The 24,491-nt window shown below is 66.1% G+C and carries 22 protein-coding genes; 9 read left to right on the forward strand and 13 right to left on the reverse strand.

Annotation, left to right across the window (positions count from 1 at the left end; translation table 11 throughout):
- Positions 1-117 precede the first annotated feature (117 nt).
- On the forward strand, positions 118-1,311 hold the full coding sequence (locus tag FHR95_RS13265) for a cation:proton antiporter (protein ID WP_183314730.1): 1,194 nt from the start codon (positions 118-120) through the stop codon (positions 1,309-1,311).
- A gap of 102 nt (positions 1,312-1,413) precedes the next feature.
- Here FHR95_RS13265 and FHR95_RS13270 read toward each other — a convergent pair whose 3' ends face one another.
- From FHR95_RS13270 to FHR95_RS13280, 3 genes are all read right to left on the reverse strand, one after another.
- Entirely contained in the window at positions 1,414-1,761 is a 348-nt protein-coding gene (locus FHR95_RS13270) for a hypothetical protein (protein ID WP_183314731.1), read from the reverse strand.
- A gap of 11 nt (positions 1,762-1,772) precedes the next feature.
- Positions 1,773-3,164 (reverse strand): NAD(P)/FAD-dependent oxidoreductase, encoded by a 1,392-nt coding sequence (locus FHR95_RS13275; protein WP_183314732.1) that lies wholly within the window; start codon positions 3,162-3,164, stop codon positions 1,773-1,775.
- A 192-nt stretch (positions 3,165-3,356) separates the two neighbouring features.
- Positions 3,357-4,430 carry a tartrate dehydrogenase gene (locus tag FHR95_RS13280; RefSeq protein ID WP_183314733.1) on the reverse strand — a complete coding sequence of 358 codons (1,074 nt, stop codon included), beginning with the start codon at positions 4,428-4,430 and terminating at the stop codon, positions 3,357-3,359.
- A 106-nt stretch (positions 4,431-4,536) separates the two neighbouring features.
- On the opposite strand from FHR95_RS13280, the gene FHR95_RS13285 reads away from it, so the two are divergent.
- Together FHR95_RS13285 and FHR95_RS13290 are read left to right on the forward strand one after the other, a co-directional pair.
- Positions 4,537-5,487, forward strand: coding sequence for a LysR family transcriptional regulator (locus FHR95_RS13285; protein WP_183314734.1), 951 nt, complete (start codon positions 4,537-4,539; stop codon positions 5,485-5,487).
- Positions 5,484-6,818 carry a glycosyltransferase gene (locus FHR95_RS13290; protein ID WP_183314735.1) on the forward strand — a complete coding sequence of 445 codons (1,335 nt, stop codon included), beginning with the start codon at positions 5,484-5,486 and terminating at the stop codon, positions 6,816-6,818. The genes FHR95_RS13285 and FHR95_RS13290 overlap by 4 nt, the downstream gene beginning before the upstream one ends.
- A gap of 7 nt (positions 6,819-6,825) precedes the next feature.
- Here FHR95_RS13290 and FHR95_RS13295 read toward each other — a convergent pair whose 3' ends face one another.
- The 4 genes from FHR95_RS13295 to FHR95_RS13310 all read right to left on the reverse strand — a co-directional run bounded on the left by FHR95_RS13295 (position 6,826) and on the right by FHR95_RS13310 (position 11,020).
- Positions 6,826-7,503 (reverse strand): TVP38/TMEM64 family protein, encoded by a 678-nt coding sequence (locus FHR95_RS13295; RefSeq protein ID WP_183314736.1) that lies wholly within the window; start codon positions 7,501-7,503, stop codon positions 6,826-6,828.
- 160 nt (positions 7,504-7,663) lie between these two features.
- On the reverse strand, positions 7,664-8,461 hold the full coding sequence (locus FHR95_RS13300) for a M90 family metallopeptidase (RefSeq protein WP_183314737.1): 798 nt from the start codon (positions 8,459-8,461) through the stop codon (positions 7,664-7,666).
- A 4-nt stretch (positions 8,462-8,465) separates the two neighbouring features.
- Positions 8,466-10,052 (reverse strand): bifunctional GNAT family N-acetyltransferase/carbon-nitrogen hydrolase family protein, encoded by a 1,587-nt coding sequence (locus FHR95_RS13305; RefSeq protein ID WP_183314738.1) that lies wholly within the window; start codon positions 10,050-10,052, stop codon positions 8,466-8,468.
- 47 nt (positions 10,053-10,099) lie between these two features.
- Positions 10,100-11,020 carry a DMT family transporter gene (locus tag FHR95_RS13310; RefSeq protein WP_183314739.1) on the reverse strand — a complete coding sequence of 307 codons (921 nt, stop codon included), beginning with the start codon at positions 11,018-11,020 and terminating at the stop codon, positions 10,100-10,102.
- A 177-nt stretch (positions 11,021-11,197) separates the two neighbouring features.
- On the opposite strand from FHR95_RS13310, the gene FHR95_RS13315 reads away from it, so the two are divergent.
- Positions 11,198-11,662 carry a (2Fe-2S)-binding protein gene (locus tag FHR95_RS13315; protein WP_183314740.1) on the forward strand — a complete coding sequence of 155 codons (465 nt, stop codon included), beginning with the start codon at positions 11,198-11,200 and terminating at the stop codon, positions 11,660-11,662.
- Positions 11,659-13,992 (forward strand): xanthine dehydrogenase family protein molybdopterin-binding subunit, encoded by a 2,334-nt coding sequence (locus FHR95_RS13320; RefSeq protein WP_183314741.1) that lies wholly within the window; start codon positions 11,659-11,661, stop codon positions 13,990-13,992. The genes FHR95_RS13315 and FHR95_RS13320 overlap by 4 nt, the downstream gene beginning before the upstream one ends.
- A gap of 35 nt (positions 13,993-14,027) precedes the next feature.
- Here FHR95_RS13320 and FHR95_RS13325 read toward each other — a convergent pair whose 3' ends face one another.
- The 4 genes from FHR95_RS13325 to glcD form a co-directional block, all read right to left on the reverse strand.
- Positions 14,028-14,429 (reverse strand): GlcG/HbpS family heme-binding protein, encoded by a 402-nt coding sequence (locus FHR95_RS13325; RefSeq protein WP_040184449.1) that lies wholly within the window; start codon positions 14,427-14,429, stop codon positions 14,028-14,030.
- A 334-nt stretch (positions 14,430-14,763) separates the two neighbouring features.
- Complete coding sequence (gene glcF, locus FHR95_RS13330) at positions 14,764-15,996, reverse strand: glycolate oxidase subunit GlcF (RefSeq protein WP_183314742.1); 1,233 nt, start codon at positions 15,994-15,996, stop codon at positions 14,764-14,766.
- Position 15,997: 1 nt separating this feature from the next.
- Positions 15,998-17,101: a glycolate oxidase subunit GlcE gene (glcE, locus tag FHR95_RS13335; RefSeq protein WP_183314743.1), complete on the reverse strand. Its 1,104-nt coding sequence runs from the start codon at positions 17,099-17,101 to the stop codon at positions 15,998-16,000.
- 10 nt (positions 17,102-17,111) lie between these two features.
- Complete coding sequence (gene glcD / locus FHR95_RS13340; protein WP_183314744.1) at positions 17,112-18,611, reverse strand: glycolate oxidase subunit GlcD; 1,500 nt, start codon at positions 18,609-18,611, stop codon at positions 17,112-17,114.
- Between the two features lie 192 nt (positions 18,612-18,803).
- Here glcD and glcC point away from each other — a divergent pair, with 192 nt between their 5' ends.
- Both glcC and FHR95_RS13350 read left to right on the forward strand, forming a co-directional pair.
- On the forward strand, positions 18,804-19,583 hold the full coding sequence (gene glcC / locus FHR95_RS13345) for a transcriptional regulator GlcC (RefSeq protein ID WP_183314745.1): 780 nt from the start codon (positions 18,804-18,806) through the stop codon (positions 19,581-19,583).
- A gap of 55 nt (positions 19,584-19,638) precedes the next feature.
- Complete coding sequence (locus tag FHR95_RS13350; RefSeq protein WP_183314746.1) at positions 19,639-20,163, forward strand: gamma carbonic anhydrase family protein; 525 nt, start codon at positions 19,639-19,641, stop codon at positions 20,161-20,163.
- A gap of 91 nt (positions 20,164-20,254) precedes the next feature.
- Here FHR95_RS13350 and FHR95_RS13355 read toward each other — a convergent pair whose 3' ends face one another.
- A complete protein-coding gene (locus FHR95_RS13355) occupies positions 20,255-21,955 on the reverse strand; it encodes an L-lactate permease (RefSeq protein ID WP_183314747.1) in 1,701 nt (566 codons plus the stop codon).
- A 346-nt stretch (positions 21,956-22,301) separates the two neighbouring features.
- Here FHR95_RS13355 and FHR95_RS13360 point away from each other — a divergent pair, with 346 nt between their 5' ends.
- The gene (locus tag FHR95_RS13360) at positions 22,302-23,009 is read left to right on the forward strand and encodes a glutathione S-transferase N-terminal domain-containing protein (RefSeq protein WP_040184473.1); all 708 of its coding nucleotides are present in this window, start codon (positions 22,302-22,304) and stop codon (positions 23,007-23,009) included.
- Between the two features lie 208 nt (positions 23,010-23,217).
- Entirely contained in the window at positions 23,218-23,574 is a 357-nt protein-coding gene (locus tag FHR95_RS13365) for a phasin family protein (RefSeq protein WP_183314748.1), read from the forward strand.
- 101 nt (positions 23,575-23,675) lie between these two features.
- Here the strand turns inward: FHR95_RS13365 and FHR95_RS13370 are convergent, their stop codons facing one another.
- Complete coding sequence (locus FHR95_RS13370; RefSeq protein ID WP_183314749.1) at positions 23,676-24,299, reverse strand: phosphoribosyltransferase; 624 nt, start codon at positions 24,297-24,299, stop codon at positions 23,676-23,678.
- Positions 24,300-24,491 lie beyond the last annotated feature (192 nt).

Genomic DNA, 24,491 nt, shown 5'->3' on the forward strand with positions numbered 1-24,491 from the left:
GCTCTTTCCGGTTGATTCCACGTCAGGAGTGCCTTCGCTCCCTCTGCGGATATCGATGAAATACGACGCTAATATGAGGCGTGTGTCGAGCGGCTCACCGGGTTATGGAGTTGATTGATGCAACAGGACATTCTCCATATATCCGACACTGTTCCCCTCACCCTGATTCTTGGGGCGATGCTTCTGGTCGGCTGGTTCTCCCATATCGCGGGAGAAAAGACGGGAATCCCGCGTGTCACGGTGCTGCTGGTCATCGGCGTGCTGGCCGGGCCCGACCTCCTTGACCTGGTCCCCGAGAAAGTCTCCAGCTGGTTTGATCAGGTGACGCACCTCGCTCTGGCGATGGTCGGTTTTCTGCTGGGCGAGCGTTTCATCGGCCGTGAGCTGAAGCGTTCAGGACGCAAGGTATTGATCATATCGCTGGGCGAGGTGGTGGCCGCTGCTGCGGCCGTTTTTCTGGCCACTCAGCTCATCGGGCTCGACCCTGCCACGGGCCTGTTGCTGGCGGCCATGGCCCCTGCCTCGGCACCGGCCTCCACCCTCGACGTGATACAGGAAAAGGGGGCCAGTGGCCCGCTGAGCCGCACCGTGCTCGGCGTGGTCGCCATCGATGATGCCTGGGGCGTGATTCTTTTCAGCCTTCTGCTGGTGCTGGCTCAGGCTCTCGACAGTGACATGGCACCAGTCAGCTGGATGCTCTCCTCCCTCTGGGAGGTGCTCGGTGGTATCGCACTGGGGGTCATCCTCGGCGTGCCGATGTCCTGGATGACCGGGCGTCTGAGGGAAGGCGAACCTACCCTGCTGGAGGCATCGGGCTTTGTGCTGCTTTGCGGGGGAATCGCCCTGTGGCTGAATCTTTCCTACCTGCTGGCCTGCATGGCCCTTGGCGCGACCGTGGCAAACCGGGCCAAGCACTACAAGCGCCCCTTCAGCGACATAAAGGGTGCCGTCGAGCCGTTCATGGTGATGTTCTTTCTGCTGGCGGGCTTCAAGATGGATATCGACATGCTGCCATCACTGGGCGTCATCGGACTCGTGTACATTGCGTCGCGGACCGTTGGACTCGTCGGCGGCGGGGCATTGGCATCCTCGATGGCGGGCGCCGACCCCGTCGTGCGTCGCAATGTCGGCTGGTGTCTTCTCTCCCAGGCCGGCGTAGCCCTGGGGCTGGCCCTGTTGGTGGAAGAGAGGTTTCCGGAAATTGGCAGCAAGATCCTGCCCCTGGTCATCGGCTCCACGATCATCTTTGAACTGCTGGGGCCGGTATTCGTGCGCTGGCGCCTGAAAAAGGCGGGAGAGCTTCCTTCGTGACAGGCAGCAGCGGTTTTCGCTGCTCTCTCGCCGATGTACAGGCTTCCCGCCATGCCGGCTATCCCATGGCAGAGCGCCCTTTGAAACCTCGCTGCGCTGCCCTCAAGGCCGGCGCGGTCCGCGGACCAGGTAGCTCAGTGGGTGCAGCACCAGCCAGGTGAGCAGGGCGACACCGAGCGCCGCCGCCACCAGCGCCGCCCAGTCGGTGGCCGTGGCCACGAAGGCAAGCTGCGAACCGGTCAACCGCGGCAGCCACCACAGGGTCGAGACCCCTGCCAGCAGGGCGATGATGGCCGCCGGGCGGCAGTGATAGTCGGTGAATCGATAGCCGCGCAGACGGCCGACCAGCTGGGCAACCACCAGCAGCGCCAGGATCGCCAGAATTAGCGGCAGGAAGGGCGGAACGGCGTGAGACAGCACCGCCAGGATGCCGGCAAGCGAGAATTGCATGACGTGTCTCCTTAGACGCGACCTTCGAGCATGGCGTAGTAGGCGGGCTGCAGCAGGTAGTCTTTCAGCACCCAGGCCGCCCAGGACTCCTCCTTGGGATCGATGAAGGAGAAGGAGGGCAGGAAGGCCATGTCGTTGTCGTAACCGAACTCCACCAGCATGGCCTTGCCGATATCGGTGATCAGCGGGCAGGAGGTGTAGCCGTTGTGGCGGGCGGGTAGCGCCTGGCCTTGGAGCTGGGCCACCAGATTGGCCTCTACCACGGGTGCCTGAGCCTTGACGCTGGCGGCGGTCTTGTTGATCGGCGCCCCGATCACGTCGCCGATCCCGAACACCTCGGGGTAGTGGTTGTGCTGAAGGGTGTGAATGTCGGTATCCAGCCACTCGCCACGGAACGGCCCCAGCCGTGCGATGAGATCACTCTCGCGGATGAAGTCCGGCGCGCTCATGGGGGGCACCACATGGATGAAGTCGTAGTCCATCACTTCGGTCATTTCGCCCTCGCGACCGAACTCTTCCTGGCGAAGTTCGTGGTGGGACGTGAACTCGCTGGCCGGTCCAATGAAGGTGAACTCTGCCTGCTTTGCGCCGGGGTCAATGGCCGACAGCCGGTAATAGTGTCGACGCCGGATCCCCTCATCGTCGAAGCGTTGCTTGAGGAAGTCGTTGATCCAGGGCTGGCTGAACAAGGCCGTCCCGGGCGTCAGGTAGTCGAGATTGAAGGCGTCGCGTCGACCCGTGTCCTTGATGCGTGAGAGGGTGGTGAAGGCCATCTTGAGCGGCGCACCGGCGCACTTCACCGGGGTGGGCGCCGCGGTGAACAAGCCTTGACCGCCGCCTTGGCCGAGCCATGTATCGATGGCATCGCGGGTCCGGGTGGCGGCCTCGAGGCTGGTGTAGACGCTGCCGATGCCATGACGGCCGATCAGCTCGGGTGACATGCCGTCGATCAGGTGATAGTTGAGTTGCAGGCCGGTGGCGACCACCAGGAAGTCGTACTCGGCAACACTGCCGTCCGCCAGCGAGACTCGGCGCAGCTCGGCGTCGACGCCCACGGCGGGCTGGCGTATCCAGTCGATGCCGCGGGGCATGAAGTCGGCGTTGGCGCGCAGGGTTCTGTCGGGTTGCCACACCCCGGCGGCGACCAGGGTCCAACCGGGTTGGTAGTGGTGAAGCTCGCGGGGTTCCACCACCGTGATGCGGGCGCCGGAGAGGCGCATGGCCAGGCGATTCGCCATGGCCATGCCAGCCGCGCCGCCGCCGAGGATGACGATGCGTGCCTGCGTCGTGACGGTGTTGGCCGCGAGGCCGGTCAGTGGCACAAGACCGGCGGCGCCGGCACCGATGCCCAGCTTGAGTAGCTGGCGACGGCCTAACCGGGGGGATTCGAGGTGGCGTGTCATGGCAGGACTCCTGCGCAATGTCGGGGCAGTTAATGCGTTATATGCTTATAATCCTAATTTTTATCTTAGCCTCGCCCTGCCGGTACTTCCTCCTTTGACATGCGTCCTCTTGACGCAGATCACGACGCGGGATGAAACGACGACGGCCACCGCCGAAGCGGTGGCCGTCGTGTATCGGGACGTTGACGTCGCTCAGCCGGCGAGGCGCTCGGCGATAGCGCGGCCCAGCGTCTCGGTGGTGCCATTGCCGCCGATATCCGGCGTCAGTGTCGCCTTGTCGCCCTCGCCAAGCACTGCCTCGAAGGCGTCAACGATAGCCTGGCTGGCTGCTGGGTGACCCAGGTGCTCGAGCATCATGGCGGCGGACCAGATCTGACCGATGGGGTTGGCGATGCCCTTGCCGGCGATGTCCGGGGCGCTGCCGTGCACCGGTTCGAAGAGGCTCGGGAAGGTGCCGTCCGGGTTGATGTTGGCCGAGGGCGCCACGCCGATGGTACCGGTGCAGGCCGGCCCGAGGTCGGAGAGGATGTCGCCGAACAGGTTGCTGGCCACCACCACGTCGAACCAGTCGGGGTGCATGACGAAGTTGGCGGCCAGGATATCGATATGGAACTGGTCCACCGACACTTGGGGGTAGTTCACGCCCACCGCCTTCACGCGCTCGTCCCACCAGGGCATGGTGATGGCAATGCCGTTGGACTTGGTGGCCGAGGTAAGCTTCTTGCGCGGGCGTGACTGGGCCAGTTCATAGGCGTACTTCAGCACCCGGTCGACCCCGGTGCGGGTCATCACGGTCTCCTGGATCACCACCTCGCGCTCGGTGCCCTCGAACATCCTGCCGCCGACGCTGGAATACTCGCCCTCGGTGTTCTCGCGCACCACGTAGAAGTCGATATCGCCGGGTTTACGGTCCGCCAGTGGGCTCTTCACGCCGGGCAGCAGCTTGCAGGGGCGCAGGTTGACGTACTGGTCGAAGCGGCGACGGAACTGCAGCAGCGAGCCCCACAGCGAGACGTGGTCGGGCACCGTCTCCGGCCAGCCCACGGCGCCATAGAAGATGGCGTCGACGTCCTTGAGCTGCTCGAACCAGTCATCGGGCAGCATCTGGCCATGCGCGGCGTAGTAGTCGCAGCTGGCGAAGTCGAAGTGCTCGAGCGTCACGTCGATGCCGAAGCGCGTGGCGGCGGCCTCGAGGGCGCGCAGCCCCTCGGGCATCACCTCCTTGCCGATGCCGTCGCCGGGAATGACGGCGATGCGATGGGTCATGGAACTCCTCCTAGGGTGCATGGGTTTTCCGCCAGTCTAGTCCTGCACGAAAGAAAGATAATCGGGGTATCATTCAACTTATTGTTGAGTAAAAGTAGAGAATGGTATGGCGCCTCTCGATGACCTGGCCTTCTTCCGCCGCCTGGCCCATGCCGGCAGCCTCACCGCCACCGCCCGCGAGCTGGGCCTGTCGCTGTCGGCGGTGAGCAAGCGCCTCAAGCAGCTCGAGGCCCGGCTGGGCGTCGAGCTGGCCAGCCGCACCACCCGGCGCCTGACGCTGACAGCTGAGGGCGAGCGCTACCTGGCACGGGGCGGGATGATCCTCGAGGAGCTCAGCGAGCTCGAGGAATCCCTCGGTGAGCGTCGTGCCGAGCTCTCCGGCCCGCTCAGGGTCAACGCCACCTTCGGCTTCGGCCGCCGCCACGTGGCCCCGCTGCTCTCGACTTTCTGCCGCGACCATCCCGGCATCGAGGCGAGCCTGGAGCTCTCCGGTTTCCCGCTGAGCCTGGGCGACCAGGCCTTCGACATCGGCATCCGCGTCGGCGAGCCCCCGGACTCCCGGCTGGTGGCCCGCCGGATCCTGGCCAACCGTCGCGTGCTCTGCGCCGCCCCCGCCCGGGTGGCGACCCTGCCGCCGCTGCGCTCGCCGGCCGACCTCTCGGGGCAGGCGTGCCTGCTGCTGCGCGAGAACGACAGCGACTTCGCCGTGTGGCGCTTCCAGCGCCGCGATGACCCCGGGGTGGAGCAGGCGGTGAAGGTGGCCGGGCCGCTTACCAGTAACGACGGCGAGGTGATCATGCGGCTGGCGCTGGAGGGGCACGGCATCGCGCTGCGCTCCTGGTGGGACGTGCACGACCACCTGGCCCGCGGTCGCCTGGTCGAGCTGCTGCCCGACTGGCAGGGAGTGCGCGCCGACTTCCATGCCGTTTATCGCCAGCACCGGCACGTGCCGGCACGTATCCGCGCCTACGTCACCTATCTTGAAGAGGAGATGGTCAGCCGCGTGCCACCCCGGCAGAATGACGCCACTGCGATCCGTGGAGAGACGTCCCCGTGAATGTGCTGATGTTCACCAACACCTACCTGCCCATCGTCGGCGGGGTCAGCGAGTCAGTCCAGCGGCTCAAGCGCCAGCTGCAGGCCGCCGGCCACCGGGTGCTGGTGGTGGCGCCCCGTATGTCGGGGCAGCCCGAACACGAGACGGACGTGGTCAGGGTCGTCGCCATGCAGTACTTCAACGGCAGCGACTTCTCGCTGCCGGTGCCGATTCCCGGGCAGCTGCACGAGGCGATCGAGGCCTTCGATCCCGACATCGTCCATGCCCACCACCCCTTCCTGCTCGGCGATACCGCGGCCCGGGCAGCCGAGACCTACGGCCTGCCCCTGATCTTTACCCATCACACCCTCTACGAGCACTACACCCATTACGTGCCCGGCGACTCGCCGCGCATGCAGCGCTTCGCGGTGGCGCTCGCCACCCAGTACACCTGGCTGTGCGACGAGGTGATCGCGCCCAGCGAGAGCATTCGTGACCTGCTATTGGGGCGCGAGGCCAATCCCCGCATCAGCGTGGTGCCGAGCGGTGTGGATACTGCACGCTTTGCCAGCGGTGAGGGACAGCGCTGGCGCGACCGTCTCGGCATTCCGGCGTCCGCTTATGTGATTGGCCATCTGGGGCGCCTGGCGCTGGAGAAGAACCTGGCGTTCCTGGCCGAGGCGGTGGCCGAGACGCTGGTGTCCAAGCCCGATGCCCACTTCCTGGTGGTGGGCGAGGGCGAGGCCCGCGATGATATCCAGGCGTTGGCCAAGGCCCGGGGCGTGGCGGAGCGTTTGCACATCACCGGCCGCCTGCAGGGCCAGGCGCTGATCGATGCCTACCATGCCATGGACGTCTTCGCCTTCGCCTCCCATAGCGAGACCCAGGGCATGGTGGTGGCCGAGGCCATGGCCACGGGCCTGCCGGTGGTGGCGGTCGATGCCCCCGGCGTGCGTGAGGTGGTGGTCGATGGCCGCAACGGGCGGCTGCTCGCCGAGGACGACGTGGCCGCCATGGCTGAAGCGCTTGGGGCCCTGGCGGACCCCGAGATTCGCCGGCCGCTGGCCGAGGCTGCCCTCGAGACCGCGGCTGGTTATGACGAGGCGCGCTGTGCCGAGCGTTGCCTGGCGGTCTACCGCCGTGCCATCGCCCGCGGTGGTCCCTTTACCCATGCCGACGAGGGGGGCTGGGAGCGGATGCGCTACCGGCTGGGGGCCGAGTGGCAGATGCTCTGCTATCGTGGCCGGCTGCTGCGCCACCTGGTGCAGGAGGAGTGGGAGCAGGAGCGTCCGGCCTGGTGGCCGGGCCATCGGGCGGAGGGCAAGCGCAAGAGTGAAGTCCCCCGGGAGTGACGCCCGCTCAGCGGCGGCGGCGCCGGTCCGACCAGCGCTTGAGCCCGGCCAGCAGGGCGACCCCTGCCAGCAGGCCAGCGACGGCCCAGAGCAGTTCGCCGCGGCTCTCGGCAGTCGCCAGCTCGCCGAGTTGGCTGCCCAGCAGGGTGACCCCGGCAAGCCCCGGGACGATGCCCAGCAGCGAGCCGATCATGTAGTCGCGAAAGCGCAGGCGGAAGGCGCCGGCCATCATGTTGGTCAGGGTGAAGGGGGCCAGCGGCAGCAGGTTGATCAGGGTCATGGTGCGGATGCCACGTCCTGACAGGTAGCGCGAGAGACCGCGCAGGTGCCGGCCGCCATGGCGCATCAGCGCCTCGCGACCCAGCCGGCGGCCAACCCACCAGGTCAGCATCGAGGCCGCTAGGGTACCGGCCAGCGCGTAGGCAAAGCCCCACCAGGGCCCGAACAGCAGCCCGGTCAGGGCCACTAGCAGGCTGAGCGGGAACATCACCAGCGACGCCCCGGCATAGACCGCCATCACCACCAGCACGGCCCAGGGCGCATCGCGCCAGGCCAGGGATCCCTGCACCAGGCGCTGCAGGGTGGCGACGGTGAGCAGGTCCTCGCTGGCCAGCCACTGCCAACCCACAGCCAGGCCGGCGAGCACGATGAGGGCGAGCAGCGGAAGCAGGAGCGGACGGGGCATGCTGGCGGGCGCCTTGGCGACTGATAAAGCGACAGCATAAGGGCTCGTCACCGTGTCGCCAATGGCGGCATGTTGGCGGGTTCCTTGGTCCGAGCTCCTCCATGAGATGTCCTGGTCACCCCGCAGCAGAGCTTCCCTTGGGGCAGATTCCATATAATGGCTAGCGGCCGCCAGCGGCCAGAGGATCCTGGCGAAAGTAGCGGCAGAGCAGTGCGTAGAGCTCGGAATAGGCGTCGTGGAGCACCCTGGGGGCGGTAAAGAAATATTCGCAGCAGACGGCGAAGCACTCGCCGGGGTGGGTGGCCGCGTAGTCGTCGATGGGCGTCGGCTGGCCAAGTGCCAGGCGCGACTGCAGGTCCTCCCAGACGCCCATGAAGACCCGGTACCACTCCCGGGGGTCGATCTCCCGGGGTAGCGGCGGAAAGCCGTCGACGTCCAGGGAGTTGCCCAGGTCGAGCTTGTGGGCCAGCTCGTGGATCAGCACGTTGAAGCCGGTGAAGTCGCCGCTCGCCATCAGGTCGGGAAAGGAGACCACCACCGGCCCCTGGGAGGACGTCTCGCCGGCGCGCTCGTCGACATACTCATGGACCACGCCAGCCTCGTCCATCTCCTCCACCTGGCGCTGGAAGGCCGATGGCAGGATCAGGATTTCGTGGACATTGGCGAAGGCCTCGCGATGTTCGTCCTCCTCCCAGCCCAGGGTCAGCAGGCAGGCCTGGGCCGCCATGGCCAGCTGGGCGGGCGGGTCAAAGTCGGTGGCCTCGGCGAGTTCAGGGTGCAGGCTCAGGCGCTTGGCATGCACGAACTGCCAGGCGCGATGACCGAGGCGCTCGGCCTGGTCGTCGGGCAGGGTGGCGAGCAGCGGCACGCGCTGCCGGGCCTCATGCCAGAGCGCCTCGGGGAAGGGGTGGCGCTCCTCGAAGCGCCGGCCCCCCAGGCGCAGCAGCCGCCCGAGCATGGCGTCAGCTCTCCTCCGGGTTGGCCCCGGATGGCCGGCCCCCGGACTTCCAGGACCAGTCTCGCCAGCGCAGGTCGAAGAGGTCCTTGCGGCGGTCCTTGAGGTTGGTCACCGAGCCCTCGGCGCGCACCACGGTCAGGCGGGTCAGGTCGAGGTCCGAGAACATGATCATCTCGGTGTTGGGCGTGGTCTCGGAGAGCACGGCATCGTGAGGGAAGGCGAAGTCCGAGGGCGAGAAGACCGACGACTGGGCGTACTGGATCTCCATGTTCTCGATGGAGGGCACGTTGCCGACGCTGCCGCACAGCACCACATAGCATTCGTTCTCGATGGCCCGGGCCTGGGCGCAGTGGCGTACCCGCAGATAGCCGTTCTTGGTGTCGGTCCAGAACGGCACGAAGAGGATGTCCATGTCCTGGTCGGCGAGCAGCCGCGAGAGCTCGGGAAATTCCACGTCGTAGCAGATCTGGATACCCACTCGGCCGGCATCGGTCTGGAACACCAGCAGTTCGTCGCCGCCCTCGATCACCCAGTCGCGGCGCTCCTGGGGCGTGATATGCAGCTTGGCCTGGCGTTCGATGCTGCCATCGCGATGACAGAGGTAGGCGATGTTGTAGAGGCGATCGTCCTCGCCGGCCTCGATCATCGAGCCGGCAATGATGTTGATGTTGTAGGAGACCGCCATGCGTGACAGCTCGGTCTTGAACTGGTCGGTAAAGCCCGCCAGGAAGCGGATGGCGGCCATCTGGTCCTGCTGGGCGGCGCGGTCCTGCAGTCCCATCAGCGGGGCGTTGAACAGCTCCGGGAAGATCGCGAAATCGCTCTGGTAGTCGGCCAGGGCGTCGACGAAGTACTCCACCTGCTGCAGCACCGACTCCACCGAGTCGAACTCGCGCATCTGCCATTGCACCGCGCCGACGCGAACCTGCGTAGGGCGGTTCTCCAGCACCCGTTCCGCCGGCTCGAAAAGGATGTTGTTCCACTCCAGCAGGGTGGCATAGCCCTGGGACTTCTCGTCCTCCGGCAGGTACTTGTGCAGCAGGCGCTTGACCTGGAAGTCGTTGGCCAGCTGGAAGGAGAGGATCGGGTCGTGGATCTCCTTGCGCGCCACCTTGTCGAGGTATTCGGCCGGAGAGAGCTCATGGGCATGCTCGTGGTACTGGGGGATACGCCCGCCGGCCAGTATGGCCCTCAGGTTCATGGAGCGGCACAGCTCCTTGCGCGCCTCGTAGAGGCGCCGGCCCAGCCGGTAGCCGCGATAGTCCGGATGGATCAGCACGTCGAGGCCGTACATGGCGTCGCCTTCCGGCTCGTTGAGGATCATCTCGCGCTTGCCGATCAGGTCGTCATATTGATGGGGGTTGGAGAAGGTGTCGTAGTCCACCAGCGCAGTCAGCGCGACGCCGACGATGGTCTCGTCATCCTCGATGACGATCTGCCCATCGGGAAACTCCTTGATCAGCTTGTCGATGGTGGGCTTGGGCCAGGCGCCGCCGATGTCGTGATAGACCCGATCCATCAGCGACTGGAGCTGGGGGTAATCGCCCGGTTCCAGATTGCGCAGGTTGAGGTGAAGGTCGTCAGGGGCCATGGCGCGTCCTTTCTTCGGGTCAGGGGAATGCGTCGAGTCTACCATGCTCAGCGCGGGCCACGGTCGAGGCGCGTCGCCCTCGCCGGGCGCGCTCCCAGCGGGCGAGTGAGGGTCTGCGCCATGATGACCCCCGCCAGCACCAGGGCACCGCCGGTGAGGTGGTAGAACGCGACCTGCTCACCGAGCCAGGCCATGGCGATCAGCGCGCTGAACACCGGCATCAGGTTGATGAAGATGCTTGCCTGGCTGGCGCCGATCTGGCGGATGGCGCGCATCCACAGAAAGGTGGTGATGATCGAGGCCGGAATGCCGGCGTAGAGGATCAGGCCGATATTGCTGCCGTCGACCGGGGTCATGGGGCCCATCAGCCAGGGAGGCAGCAGGAAGAGCACGGCGAAGATCACCTGGGCGTAGAGGAGTATCCAGGGCGGCAATTCCAGCGGCCAGCGCTTGAGCATCACCCCGTAGAGGGCGTAACAGGTGGCGGCCACCACCATCAGCACATCGCCCCGGGCCACGCTCAGCTCGAGCAGCGAGAGGGGGTCGCCGTGCCCCAGCAGCACCGCGACACCGATCAGGGCCAGCACCCCGCCCAGGGTGCCGCCCAGGCTCGGCGCCTCTCGCAGGATCAGTGCGCTGAGCAGCACGGTCAGCAGCGGCACCATGGCGGCAAGAATGCCCATGTTGGTGGCCGAGGTGGTCTCGGCGGCGACGTAGGCGAGCCCCTGCCACAGGCCCATGCCCAGCAGGCCCAGCACAGCGAGTTTCGGCCACTCCCGACGAATCGTGGCGCGATGCTTCCACGCCGCCGGGGCCAGAAAGGGCGTCAGCACGGCGAGCGCCAGCAGCCAGCGCAGGAAGGCGATGCTGCTCGGGGCGATGCTGCCCACGGTGAGCTGGTTGATGGTCATGTTGCCCGACCAGATCAGCACGGCGCCTAGCGGGGGCAGGAAGGTGAGCAGCGGCATGGTGTCCTCGGTACCTTGAGTCGGGGCCTCATGCGGTCATGGGCCGAAAAGAACCGCATGGTAAGCGGACGACCCTCGATATCCCACCCTGGCTGACGGTTGCGAAATGGCCTCGAGCCGTTAAGGTCAATAGAAGGCGCTGGTCTGCGCTGCTCACCATCAACCAGGAGAGGCAACATGGTCACCTTGACGATCAACGGCAGGGAACATGAGCTCGATGTTCCGGACAACATGCCGCTCCTCTGGGCCCTGCGTGACATTGTGGGCCTGAGAGGCACCAAGTTCGGCTGCGGTATCGCCGAGTGCGGAGCATGTACCGTTCATCTGGATGGCGCAGCGACGCGCGCTTGCATCACGCCGGTCTCCGCTGTCCAGGGCAGGGAGGTGACCACCATCGAGGCCATGGCCGACGATGCCGTGGGCCAGCGCGTACAGGCGGCCTGGCTGGACCTCGGCGTCGCCCAGTGCGGTTACTGTCAGGGTGGACAGATCATGAACGCTACCGCCTTGCTCAAGACAACCCCCGAGCCTGACACCCAGGACATCGTTGACGCCATGGCCGGCAACCTGTGTCGGTGCGGTACCTACAATCGCATTCTGGCCGCCATCGAGCGGGCTTCGGGCAAGGAGGCCAGCTCATGAGTTACGCAAACGACAGGCTGCTGCTTGCCAACGTCAGTCGCCGTGGTCTTCTGAAAGGGCTGGTCGGCGGCTCGGCCCTGCTGCTGGCCGCGCGATGGGATCTGGGGCTGGCCAGTGAAACGGCCCAGTTCGGTGCCGGCGCCATGCCCGGTGGCTGGGTGGATGACCCGAATGTGTTTATCCACATCGACAGCGATGGTGGGGTGACCATCATCAACAATCGTGCCGAGATGGGGCAGGGCATCCGCACGAGTCTGGTCATGGTCGCCGCCGATGAACTCGGCGCCGACTGGGACCGCGTTCGGGCGCAGCAGGCGAATGCCGATCAGGACAAGTACGGCAACCAGAACACCGACGGCTCGCGCAGCATGCGCCACTGGTATGACCCCATGCGTCGTGCCGCGGCCGCCGCCCGCATCATGCTCGAGCAGGCCGCGGCCCAGCAATGGGAGGTGCCGGTACACGAGGTGCGCGCCGAGATCCATAAAGTGGTTCACTCGCCCACCGGCCGTGAGCTTGGCTTCGGCGCCCTGGCGCAAGCGGCGCGAGACCTGGATGTGCCGGGTCGAGATGCCCTGGTGCTGAAGTCCGACAGCGAGCTGCGCTTCATCGGCAAGGAGTCCGGCCTGATCAACGGGGAACTGGTATCCGCCCATCCCAAGGCCATCGACGGTGAGGATATCGTCTCCGGCCAGGCGGTGTTTGGCGCCGATGTCGACCTGGAGGATACCCTATACGCGGTGGTGGCCCGCCCGCCCGTGTATGGCGCCAGAGTGAAGCGCGTCGATGACGGCGAGGCGCTGAAGGTGCCAGGGGTCAGGAAAACGCTCCGTATTGAGGGCACCGGCCAGCCAGCGGCGTTCAATCCGCTCGGCGGGGTCGCGGTGGTGGCCTCCAATACCTGGGCCGCCATGGAGGGCCGCAGGGCGCTGGAGATCGAGTGGGACATGGCGCCGGCGGGTGATAATGCCGACTACACCTCCGACCCTTACCGGGAATCCCTGGAAGCGGCGGCGCAGTCACCTGGCAAGGTCATCCGGCAGACCGGTGATGTCGAGGCCGCCCTGGAAGATGCCGACACGCGTGTGTCGGCGACCTACTACATGCCGCATATGGCACAGTCCCCCATGGAGCCGCCAGTGGCGATCGTGAGGATCAGGGATGGCAAGGCCGAGGCCTGGGCGCCGGTCCAGAATCCGCGGGCGACGCGTGAGGGCATCGCGCAGCGGCTGGGGATCGACAAGGAGAGCGTGACCGTTCATCAGACCCTGCTGGGCGGCGGTTTCGGGCGCAAGTCCAAGCCGGATTTCGTGACCGAGGCGGCGGCAGTGGCGAGAGAGTTCGAGGGGCAGCCCGTCAAGCTGCAGTGGTCTCGGGAAGACGATATCCAGCACGCCTACTTCCACGCCGTCTCCGTCGATCACCTGGAAGCCGGCCTCGACGCGGACGGCAAGGCGATCGCTTGGCGCCACCGGACCCTCTCGCCCAGTATCGCCTCGTTGTTCGCGCCAGACCCCAAGCACAAGGGCGAATTCGAGCTGGGCATGGGCTTCAATACCATGCCGTTCAGCATTCCGGCCATCCGACTGGAAAATCCGCCGGCACCGGCCCACGTTCGCATCGGCTGGTTCCGTTCGGTCTACAACCTGCCCCATGCCTGGGCGATTCAGAGCTTTGCCCATGAAATGGCCATGGCCGCCGGCAGGGATCACCGCGACTATGTCCTGGAGCTGCTGGGGCCGGACCGTGAGGTGCACAACCTGACGGTGGGAGACGGCTGGAATTATGGCGAGGATCCGGACCTCTATCCGATCGATACGGCGCGCATGCGCCGGGTGATCGAGCGCGCCACCGAAGAAGCCGGCTGGGGTCGCGAAACGGGCAAAGGGCGCGGTCTGGGGCTGGCATTCCACCACAGCTTCGTGTCCTACACCGCCATCGTTTTTGAGGTGGAAGTGAGTGACGAGGGCGAACTGACCATCCATCGGGCGGATATCGCCTTCGACTGCGGGCCCCAGGCCAACCCGGAACGCATCCGTTCGCAGCTGGAAGGGGCCTGCGTCATGGGCATCGGGATTGCCCTGCAGAGCGAAGTGACCTTCAAGGACGGGGTGGCCCAGCAGGACAATTTCGACAGCTATCTGATTCCCCGAATGCCGGACGCACCCCGGGTCGTTCGTGTCCACCTGATCGACAACCCGGATGATGCCATGGGCGGGGTGGGGGAACCCGGCCTGCCGCCGGTCGCGCCAGCCCTGTGCAATGCCATCTTCGCGGCTACCGGCAAGCGCATTCGACGCCTGCCGGTCGGCGACCAGCTGACCGGCTGAGCATGCGCCGGGTTGACCGGCAGGGCTCGGGATGCTCAGCCGATGGCAGCGACACCGGCCTTGGCGATCTGGACGTCCTGGTCGGGCTTGACGCCGGAGATGCCGACGCTGCCGGCCACCTGGCCGTCGACGAGCACCGGCACGCCACCGGCCAGCAGGGCCTGCATCGGGGCCGTCACGAAGGCGGTGCGGCCGTTGTTGATCATGTCCTCGAAGACCTGGGTTTCCTTGCGCCCGATGGCGGCGTTGCGCGCCTTCTCGGTGGCAACATCGGCGCTGAAGGGCGGGGCGCCGTCGAGGCGGCGCAGGCCGAGCAGATGGCCGCCGTCGTCGGCCACGGCCACGGTCACGGCCCACTCGTTGGCCTGGGCTTCCCGCTGGGCGGCATCGAGGATGGCGTTGACGTCATCCAGGGTCAGTACGGGCTTGGTCTGCATGGTGTTCTCCTTAGGGGGTTAATGCCTCGTCGACGATCTCGATCCAGTGCCTCACCGGGGTACGGTTGGCCCCGGCCAGGTGGGTCTGGCAGCTGAATGATTGAGCGCCGTGACGATCGTTCATGCCAGTGCCTCGTCGACGATCTCGATCCAGTGCCGGACCGGGGTGCGGTTGGCCCCGGCCAGGTGGATCTGGCAGCTGAATGATTGAGCGCCGTGACGATCGTTCATGCCAGTGCCTCGTCGACGATCTCGATCCAGTGCCTCACCGGGGTACGGTTGGCTCCGGCCAGGTGGGTCCGGCAGCTGAATGATTGAGCGCCGTGACGATCGTTCATGCCAGTGCCTCGTCGACGATCTCGATCCAGTGGCGAACTGGCGTTCTGTTGGCCCCGGCCAGGTGGGTCTGGCAGCCGATATTGGCCGTGACGATCACTTCCGGGTTGCCGGCTTCGAGGTTGTCGAGCTTGTTGTTGCGCAGTTCGGTGGCGAGCTCCGGCTGGGTGACGGAGTAGGTGCCTGCCGAGCCGCAGCAGAGGTGGGCGTCCTGCACCGGGGTAAGGGCGAAGCCCAGCCGGCCAAGCACCTGCTCGACGGCGCCGCCGAGCTTCTGGGCGTGTTGCAGGGTGCAGGGGCAATGAAAGGCGAGCCGGCGGCGCTCTTGTATGTCGAGGGCATCGAGGTCCTCGTCGCGCAGCACCTCCACCAGGTCCTTGGCGAGGTCGCTGATGCGTTCGGCCTTGTGGGCATAGTCGGGGTCGTCGGCGAGCATCTCGCCATATTCCTTGACGAAGGCACCGCAGCCGCTGGCGGTTTGTACGATGGTCTCGCAGCCGGCCTCCACGTGGGGCCACCAGGCGTCGATGTTGGCGCGCATGCGCTCGCGGCCGGCTTGCTGGGCATTGAGGTGGAAGTCGATGGCCCCGCAGCATCCGGCTTCGGGGGCCGGGGTCAGGCCGATGCCCAGACGATCCAGGACCCGGGCGGTGGCGGCATTGGTGTTGGGCGAGAGCCCCGGCTGCACGCAGCCCTCGAGAATCAGCATCTGGCGCGCATGGCGCTTGCCCTCGGGACGGGTGCCCGCGTCCACCGGCGCCGGGGGCATCTTGTCCCTGAGGGTGCCCGGCACCAGCGGCTTGAAGGTCTGCCCCAGCTTGAGCAGCGCCTTGAAGCGACGCGGTTCCACCAGCGCCTTGCGCAGTCCGAAGCGCAGCGAACGCTCGGGCAGCGAGCGAGGCACGCGTCGCTCGATCTCGGCACGCCCGATATTGACCAGCTTGTGGTACTCCACCCCCGACGGGCAGGTGGTCTCGCAGTTGAGACAGGTGAGGCAGCGGTCGAGGTGCAGCCGCGTCTCCTCGGTGACCTGGGTGTCGTCATCGGGGCTCTCGAGCATCTCCTTCATCAGGTAGATGCGTCCGCGCGGGCCATCGCGCTCGTCGCCCAGCAGCTGGTAGGTGGGACAGGTGGCATTGCAGAAGCCGCAGTGTACGCAGGTGCGCAGCACGCGGTCTGCCTCCCGGATATGGGGCTTCTTGAGGTCTTCCTCGGTAAAGTGCGTCTGCATCTCAGAGCTCCGCGTAGAGTCGGCCCGGGTTGAAGATGCCCTTCGGGTCCAGCTGGGCCTTGAGGTTTCGATGGTACTTCGCGACCACCGGTTCCAGCGGCATGAAGGGGTCGGCCTGGCCCGGCCCCTGACGGGTCCCCAGGCAGGTGGCATGGCCACCGGCGCGGGCGCAGGCCTCGCGGATGGTGTCGGCGTCCAGGTCGCTGCGCAACCAGCGCTGGGTGCCGGCCCAGTCATGGAGCACATCGGCTTCCTCGACGCCGGCAAGCGCCACCGAGGGCGTGTTGTGGGGCAGCGACAGGCGCCACAGGGGGCGGGCGTCCTCCCGGGAAAAGAAGGCCAGGGTCTGCTCGCGAAGCGCCGTCCAGAAGTCGTCGTCAAGGCTGTCGCCGCCGAGTCGCTCGCGGGTGGCGGCGACCGAGCTGGGCCCGCCTTCCAGCCGCAGATGCAGGGCTCCGGCATGCCAGGCGGCGGCGGTGATGGGAAGCGGTTGGCGGCCCCACTCGGCCAGCTTTGCCTGGGCGTCGGGCAGCGGCATCTCGAGGCGCAGGCTTTGGCTGGCGCCGGGCTTGGGCAGTACCTTGAGCGAGACCTCGGTGATCATCCCCAGGGTCCCCTGGGCACCCACCATCAGCCGCGACAGGTCGTACCCGGCGACGTTCTTCATTACCTCGCCACCGAAGCGCTGTTCATGCCCCTCATGGGTAATCACCCGGGTGCCCAGCACGAAGTCGCGCACGCTGCCGGCCCAGGGGCGACGCGGGCCGGAGAGGCCGGTGGCGACCATGCCGCCGACGCTGGCGTCCGCGCCCAAGTGAGGCGGCTCGCAGCCGAGCATTTGGCCGTTGTCGGCCAGGGTGGCCTCGAGCTCGGCCAGCGGCGTGCCGCTGCGCACCGAGACAATCAGCTCCACCGGGTCGTAGTAGGTAATCCCGCGATGCTCGCGAGTGGAGAGTGCCTCGCCCTCGACAGGACGGCCATAGAAGGCCTTGGTATCCCCGCCGACGATACGCAGCGGGCGGCCCTCAGCCGTTGCCCGGCGAACCCGTTCGCCGAGCGCGTCGCTGATGTCCTGGTCGGTCGCTTGGTGTGGTGTCTGGGCCATGGGGAAATCCTCAGAATCGGGGCAGCTCGGGGTGCGGGAGTTCATTGTTGTGCACGTGCATGGCACCGAACTCGGCGCAGCGGGCGAGCGTGGGGATGTTCTTGCCCGGGTTGAGCAGGCGCTGTGGGTCGAACGCCGCCTTCACGGCATGAAAGGTATCCAGTTCGCCCGGCTTGAACTGGGCACACATCTGGTTGATCTTCTCGCGCCCCACGCCATGTTCGCCGGTGATCGAGCCGCCGACCTCGACGCACAGTTCGAGGATCTTGCCACCGAGCTCCTCGGCCTGTTCCAGCTCGCCGGGACGGTTGGCATCGAAGAGGATCAGCGGGTGCATGTTGCCGTCGCCGGCGTGGAAGACGTTGGCGACCTGCAGGCCATACGCCTCTGAGAAGTCGGCGATGCCCTTGAGCACTCGTGGCAGTTCGCGGCGCGGGATGGTGCCGTCCATGCAGTAGTAGTCCGGCGACATGCGGCCCACCGCCGGGAAGGCGTTCTTGCGACCGGCCCAGAAGGTGGCACGCTCGGCATCGTCGCGGGCCTGCTGGATGCCGGTGGCCCCGGCCTGCTCGAGTACAGCGCGGACGGTGGCGCAGTCGTCGTCGACGTCGGCTTCCACCCCGTCCAGCTCGCAGAGCAGGATGGCCTCGGCCTCGACCGGATAGCCGGCCTTGACGAAGTCCTCGGCGGCACGGATGGCGAGTTTGTCCATCATCTCGAGCCCGCCGGGGACGATGCCGGCAGCGATGATGTCGCCCACGGCGCGGCCTGCTTTCTCGACGTCGTCGAAGCTGGCCATCAGCACCTTGGCGGTCTCGGGCTTGGGCAGCAGCTTGACGGTGATCTCGGTGACCACACCGAGCATGCCCTCGGAGCCGGTGAACAGCGCCAGCAGGTCAAGGCCCGGGGCATCCAGCGCCTCGCTGCCGAGCGTCATGCGCTCGCCCTCGATGGTGATCACTTCCACCTTCATGACGTTGTGCACGGTCAGCCCGTACTTCAGGCAATGTACGCCGCCAGCGTTCTCGGCGACGTTGCCGCCGATGGAGCAGGCGATCTGCGAGGAGGGGTCCGGCGCGTAGTAGAGGCCGTAGGGGGCTGCCGCTTCGGAGATGGCCAGGTTGCGCACCCCGGGCTGCAGCCGCGCGATGCGCGCGTCCGGGTCGACGTCGAGGATGCGGTTGAAGCGCGACATCACCAGCAGTACGCCCTTTTCCAGGGGCAGGGCGCCGCCGGAGAGGCCGGTGCCGGCCCCCCGTGTCACCACCGGCACGCCCAGGGCGCGGCAGCGCTTCATCAGCGTCTCGACCTGCTCGAGCGTCTCGGGCAGGGCGACCAGCATGGGTAGCACGCGGTAGGCGGAGAGGCCGTCGCACTCGAAGGGACGCAGGTCCTCCTCGCGGTGCAGCAGGGTGAGCCCGGGCGCGGCCTGTTGCAGGTCGGCCAGGACGTCGCTCTTGTCGATGTCCGGCAGCTCGCCGTCGAGCCGCTCGTCATAGAGGATGTTCATGGGGCTTCCTCGCTGATGGTCCATGACCCGCTCGGGCCGGGCAGGTGACCGGTGATGGCCTCCAATCTGTGCTTTCTTGACGGGTGTGTCCAGCCTTTGGTTCCCTGGTCAGACCAGTTGTGAGTATAATTATGGAAAGAATTTCCAAGATACACTCTTGAGTCGCGGGTAACATCCCCGCAGGAATGGCCGATGCCCCGTTATCATGATGAGCTGGTCACCACCTCACGTACCCCTGACGCCATTGCGGCCAGGCTGGAGGAGCTGATCCTTGACGGCGTGTTCCGCCCGGGACAGCTGCTGCCCTCCGAGCGGCGATTGAGCGAGCGGCTGCAGGTCTCGCGTGCCTCGCTGAGGGAGGCGCTCAGAACGCTGCGCAGCAAGGGCGTGATCGTCACCCGTCAGGGCCGTGGCTCGGCAGTCGCGGAGTTGGTCACGGCGTCGCACGACACGCCGCTGATGCATCTGTTTCGCGATCATCCGAGAACGCTGTTCGACCTTCTGGAGGTGCGGGCCCTGCTCGAGGGAGAGTCGGCCAGCCTGGCGGCGAGCCGGGGGACACCGTCGGACCGGGTGTTGATCACCCGTCGTTACCAGGAGATGGCCGACTATATCGCGCAGGCCGAAGCGATTGATGTGGAGCGCCTGGCACGGCTTGATCACGGTTTTCATCTGGCCATCTGCCAGGCGTCCCACAACCCGGTGCTGGTCCACACGCTGCAGAGCCTGACCGACCTGCTGCTGAGCTCAGTGTTCGCCTCGGTGAAGAATCTCTATCACCGCCCGGCGGCGCGCGAGAGGATCAATCGCCAGCATGCACGGCTCCATCGCGCCGTGGTCGAAGGCAAGCCGGTTCTCGCCCGACGCGTGGCCCTGGAGCATCTCTCCAGCGTGGGCGAGCAGCTGCGCGAGATCGAGGCCGAGGACCAGCGGCTGGAGCGCTCGGCCATGCGTCTCGAAGAGTGGCAGTAACAGCGTATTCATGCCCCGTCGCGCGTGGCGACCCCTGATTCGAAAGGAGAACCTTATGGCGATCTATCAGTATGGTGACGACCGTCCCGTTATCGGGGACGATGTCTACGTGGCCGAGACGGCCGATGTGATCGGACGGATTACCCTTAAGCGCAACGCCAGCGTCTGGTACCAGGCGGTACTGCGCGGCGACACCGATCACCTCGAGGTCGGCGAGGGCAGCAATATACAGGACGGGGCGGTGCTGCACGCCGATCCCGGCTACCCGTTGACGGTTGGCACGGGCGTGACCGTCGGCCACCAGGCCATGCTGCATGGCTGCACCATCGGCGACGGCAGTCTGGTGGGGATTCAGGCAGTGATCCTCAACGGTGCGGTGATCGGCCACAACTGCCTGGTGGCAGCCGGGGCAGTGGTCAAGGAAAACGCCCGCTTTCCGGACAATTCGCTGATCGTGGGAGCGCCGGCGAAGGTGGTCCGCGAGCTCTCCGACGAGGCCATCGAGGGCCTGAGGAAGAACGCCGAGGGGTACGTGGAACGCGGCCGGCGCCACGCGACAGAGCTCAAGCGGATCGGCTGATGCCTGCCGCCCGGCCGCGCCGAAGAGGGCCGGAGACGACACAACCCCCACGGGCAGACCGCGGGGGCTGTGTCGCACAGGCGGAGGGCAATCAGCCCAGCGTCAGCAGCGGGTCGCCGATGCCCAGCACATAGAAGGCGATCAGCCCGATGATCCCGGCGGCGACAAGATAATAGATCGTCGGCAGGATGGTCTTGCGGATGGTCTCGCCCTCTCGGCCGAGCAGGCCCACGGTGGCCGATGCCGCCACCACGTTGTGGATGGCGATCATGTTGCCCGCCGCGGCGCCAACGGCCTGCAGTGCCACCATGAAGGCGGTGGAGAGGCCGAGTTGCTGGGCGACGTTGAACTGGAAGTCGGAGAGCATCAGGTTGGAGACGGTATTGGAGCCGGCAATGAAGGCCCCCAGCGCACCCACTGCCGGCGCGAAGAACGGGTAGACGCCGCCCACTCCGTCGGCCACCAGCTGGGCCATGGCCACCGGCATCGAGACCAGGTCGGCGGCGTTGACGCCGGAGTTGATCAGGATCCGCACCATGGGGATGGTGAAGATCAGCACAAAACCGGCGCCGAAGATGGTGCGGGTGGACTCGCTGAAGGCGGCTTTCAGCTCGCCGACATGCATGCGGTGCAGCAGGGCGGTGAGCAGCACCACCATCAACAGGATGCCGCCCGGCAGGTAGAGCGGCTGGATGGCGCCGGAAATACCGGTTTCACCGAGGATATTGCTCCAGCTCAGGGCGAACGAGGTCAGGGCATTCTTGAACGGCTCGACGGTGCGCGAAGCGACCAGGATCACCGCCAGCAGCACATAGGGCACCCAGCCCATTAGGGTGGAGATCGGCGCCTTGCCAGTGACGTCATCCAGCTTGATCTCGAGCTTGCCGATCCAGGCGTCGGGCCAGGAAGTGCTCTCCGGGAAGTCCCAGGTGTCCTTGGGAATCAGGAATCCACGGCGAGCGGCCGGCACCACAATGGCCAGGCCGACCATGGCGCCGATCATCGACGGGAACTCCGGTCCCAGCAGCACACCGGCCAGCATGTAGGGCACCACGAAACAGACGCCGGCGAAGATGGCGAAGGGGGCAATGGAGAGGCCTTCCTTCCAGGAACGGTTGGCGCCGAAGAAGCGCACCATGATCACCACCATGATCAGCGGCATCAGGACGCCAACGATGCCATGAATCACCGCGACCTCGCCGGCGATCAGACGGAAGTACTCCATCCACCCGGCACCGCCGGCCTCCAGGGTCTCGGTGATGCCGATGCGATCCAGCCCGCCGGTGACCCCCACAACGATCGGGGTGCCCACGGCGCCGAAGGAGACCGGCGTGGACTGGATCATCATGCCCACCACCACGGCGGCCAGGGCCGGGAAGCCTAGCGCCACCATCAGCGGGGCGGCCACGGCGGCAGGAGTGCCGAAGCCCGAGGCGCCCTCGATGAAGCAACCGAACAGCCAGGCGACGATGATCGCCTGGACGCGGCGGTCGGGGCTGATCCCCGAGAAGCCGTTGCGAATGGCCTTGATGCCCCCCGAGTGCTTCAGGGTGTTGAGCAGCAGGATGGCGCCGAAGATGATCCACAGGATGGCAACCGTCAGGATCAGGCCCTGCAGGGTCGAGGCCAGTACCCGGGTGAAGGACATCTCCCAGGCGAACAGCCCGATCAGCGCGGTGACCGCAAAAACGGCCGGCATTGCAAGCCGGGCGGGCAGGCGCAGGCCGATCAGTAGCACGCCGGCCAGCACCAGGGGCACGAAGGCGAGCAGCGCGAGTAGCGTTTCGTTCATGAGAAGTTCCTTTCGCGTTGGAACAGTGGGTCGTGGAGCGTTCCCCCGCAAGACCGGGGCATGAAGAGAGCGCACGATAAGCGCAATGGTCCGGCTTGGCCATTCATGGGTAATTGGTATTACCAATAGTCGATCGGCTTGTGAATACCGGCCTGACGAGAAATGAATCGATGATTCAGTAAGTTCCGTTGTCTCTCGGGTGGTGGCATGCCCATGGGCGCAAGTGGCGCATTAGACCAATGGACAATTCGCTGTCGCCCGACTACCGGTTGGCAACGACGTTGGCGATGGTTTGTAAAGGCTGGCACTATCGAGGCGGATACAGGACCGGAAACGAGGAGGCGGCATGACACGGGTACTTTATGATCTCTGCGGCATTGACGAAGGGCTGCGTTTCTCGCCCTTCTGCTGGCGGGTGCGTTACGCCCTGGCCCACAAGGGGCTAGAGGCAGAAACACAGCCCTGGTACTTCACCGATAAGCAGGCACTGGCCTTCGCCGAGCACGACAAGGTGCCGGTGCTGGTCGACGGTGACGCAGTGGTTACTGACAGCTACGAGATCCTGCGCTACCTGGATCGTGCCTATCCCGAGGCACCGCTGCTCGGCGAGGGGCTGGCCGAGGCGCGCGGACGCTTCTTCAAGCACTACGCCGAGCGTTCGCTGGCCCCGGCGATGATGCGCACCATCATCATGGACCTGTTCAACGCCATTCATCCCGACGACCGGGCCTACTTCCGGGAGACCCGCGAGAAGCGCTTCGGCCGCACCCTCGAGGAGTTCCACTCCCCGGCCAAGGGCCTGGCGCAACTGGATGCGGCGCTGGAGCCGCTTCGTGGCCGGCTCACGGAGGCCGATTTCCTCGACGGCGACGCGCCGGCCGGCGTCGACTATCTGGTCTTCGGCAACTTCATGTGGGCCCGCTGTGTTTCCACCGCCGATCTGGTCTCCAATGCTGACCCGGTGCATGCCTGGCTCGAGCGCATGCTCGACCTGTACGGCGGCCTGGGCCGCAAGGCCTTGCGCATCACCGATATCGAGGGCGCCTATCGCTGAGGCCAAGGACGCCAGGGGGGCCGCCGCATGACGTGCCCCGTCTGTTTCTGCGACGCCCGGCTCCGGCCGGGCGTCGTGGTTCATGTCCTGGAACAGCGCGACGTTACTTATATGGCAAGGCATGTTGCGCTGCACAAAAAGGCCTGCTATGTTGCAATGCAGCACGGGGCGTCATGTCCCGGTGTCCCACTACAGATGGAGGTGTTTCATGAGCAAGACGACTCCCCAACAGGCCACCGAACAGTTCGAATCCATGTTCGTCTCGCCTGCACGTAATTTCGGCGCCCTCAACCTCGACTACACCGAGAAGCTGGTGGCCGCCCAGTTCGACGCACTGCGCGCTCTGAGCGGCATGGGTCTCGCCCAGGCTCGCGGTTGGCTCGACGTGCGTGATGCCGATAGCCTTAAGTCGGTCGTCGAGTCCCAGCAGAAGGCCAGCCAAGATATGGGCGAGCGCCTGCGTGGCGACGCCGAGAAGATCATGAGCCTGGGCCAGGAATACGCCCAGAAGAGTCAGAAACTCGCCGAGGACGGCATCAAGGCCGCCGGCGTGGCAGCCAAGTAAGGCATCTGACGACCAAGCATGGCAAGCGCCGGCTCCCGCCGGCATTCACGGGACGTCACCCTCGGGTGGCGCCCGTGTTCTTTTTTGGCCGCCTTGTCTTCTCAGCCGTGTTCGCTGCCCAGTAGTTCAATCACCTCGTCCTCTTCCACTTGCCCGAACTCGGCGAAGTACTGCCCCACGGCGCGAAAGTCCCGGTCGATCTCCAGACAGACCACCTCGTCGACCAGGGGCTCGAGCCGTGCCACCGTATCGGGCGGTGCCGCCCCCATGGCGGCGATCAGCGTCTGCGGCCCGCGTGATTGCAGGGTGCTCAGTGCCGCCGCCATGGTCGCCCCGGTGGCGCTGCCGTCGTCCACCACCACTACGGTTCGCCCCTTCGGGTCGATGGGCGCCCGCACCGGGGTGTAGCGTTGGCGGCGCTCCTCAAGCAACTCTCGCTGCTCCTGTATCTGCCGATTGACGGCTTCTTCGCGATAGTGCTTCGCCGTCTCCTCCAGCGCCACGCTGCCATCCTCGCTGACCGCGCCGATGGCAAATTCCGGGTTGCCCGGTGCCCCCACCTTGCGCACCAGTACCACGTCCAAGTCGCCCTCCAGGGCATCAGCAATCAGCCGCCCCATGGGGACTGCGCCTCGCGGGATGGCCAGGATCAGCGGGTCGTGCCCCTTGAGGTGAGAGAGTCGGCTGGCGAGTTGCTCGGCGGCGTCGAGGCGATCACGGAACATGAGGGTGCTCCTGAGTTGGGGAATTCCCTCCAAGTGTAGGCCGCCATGAGGAAGGTGCGAAACGGTGGCGGCGGCGAATGTCGCCGCTTTTCTGCCCGGGAAGGCTTTTTGGAAAATATTTCCTGTGTACAAAATAATTGGTTAGTGTATCGCTTAGGTGTCGTCAGCATGCTCTGCCAGCTGACCCGATGC

The organism is Halomonas fontilapidosi (assembly GCF_014192285.1).
Classification (GTDB): domain Bacteria; phylum Pseudomonadota; class Gammaproteobacteria; order Pseudomonadales; family Halomonadaceae; genus Halomonas; species Halomonas fontilapidosi.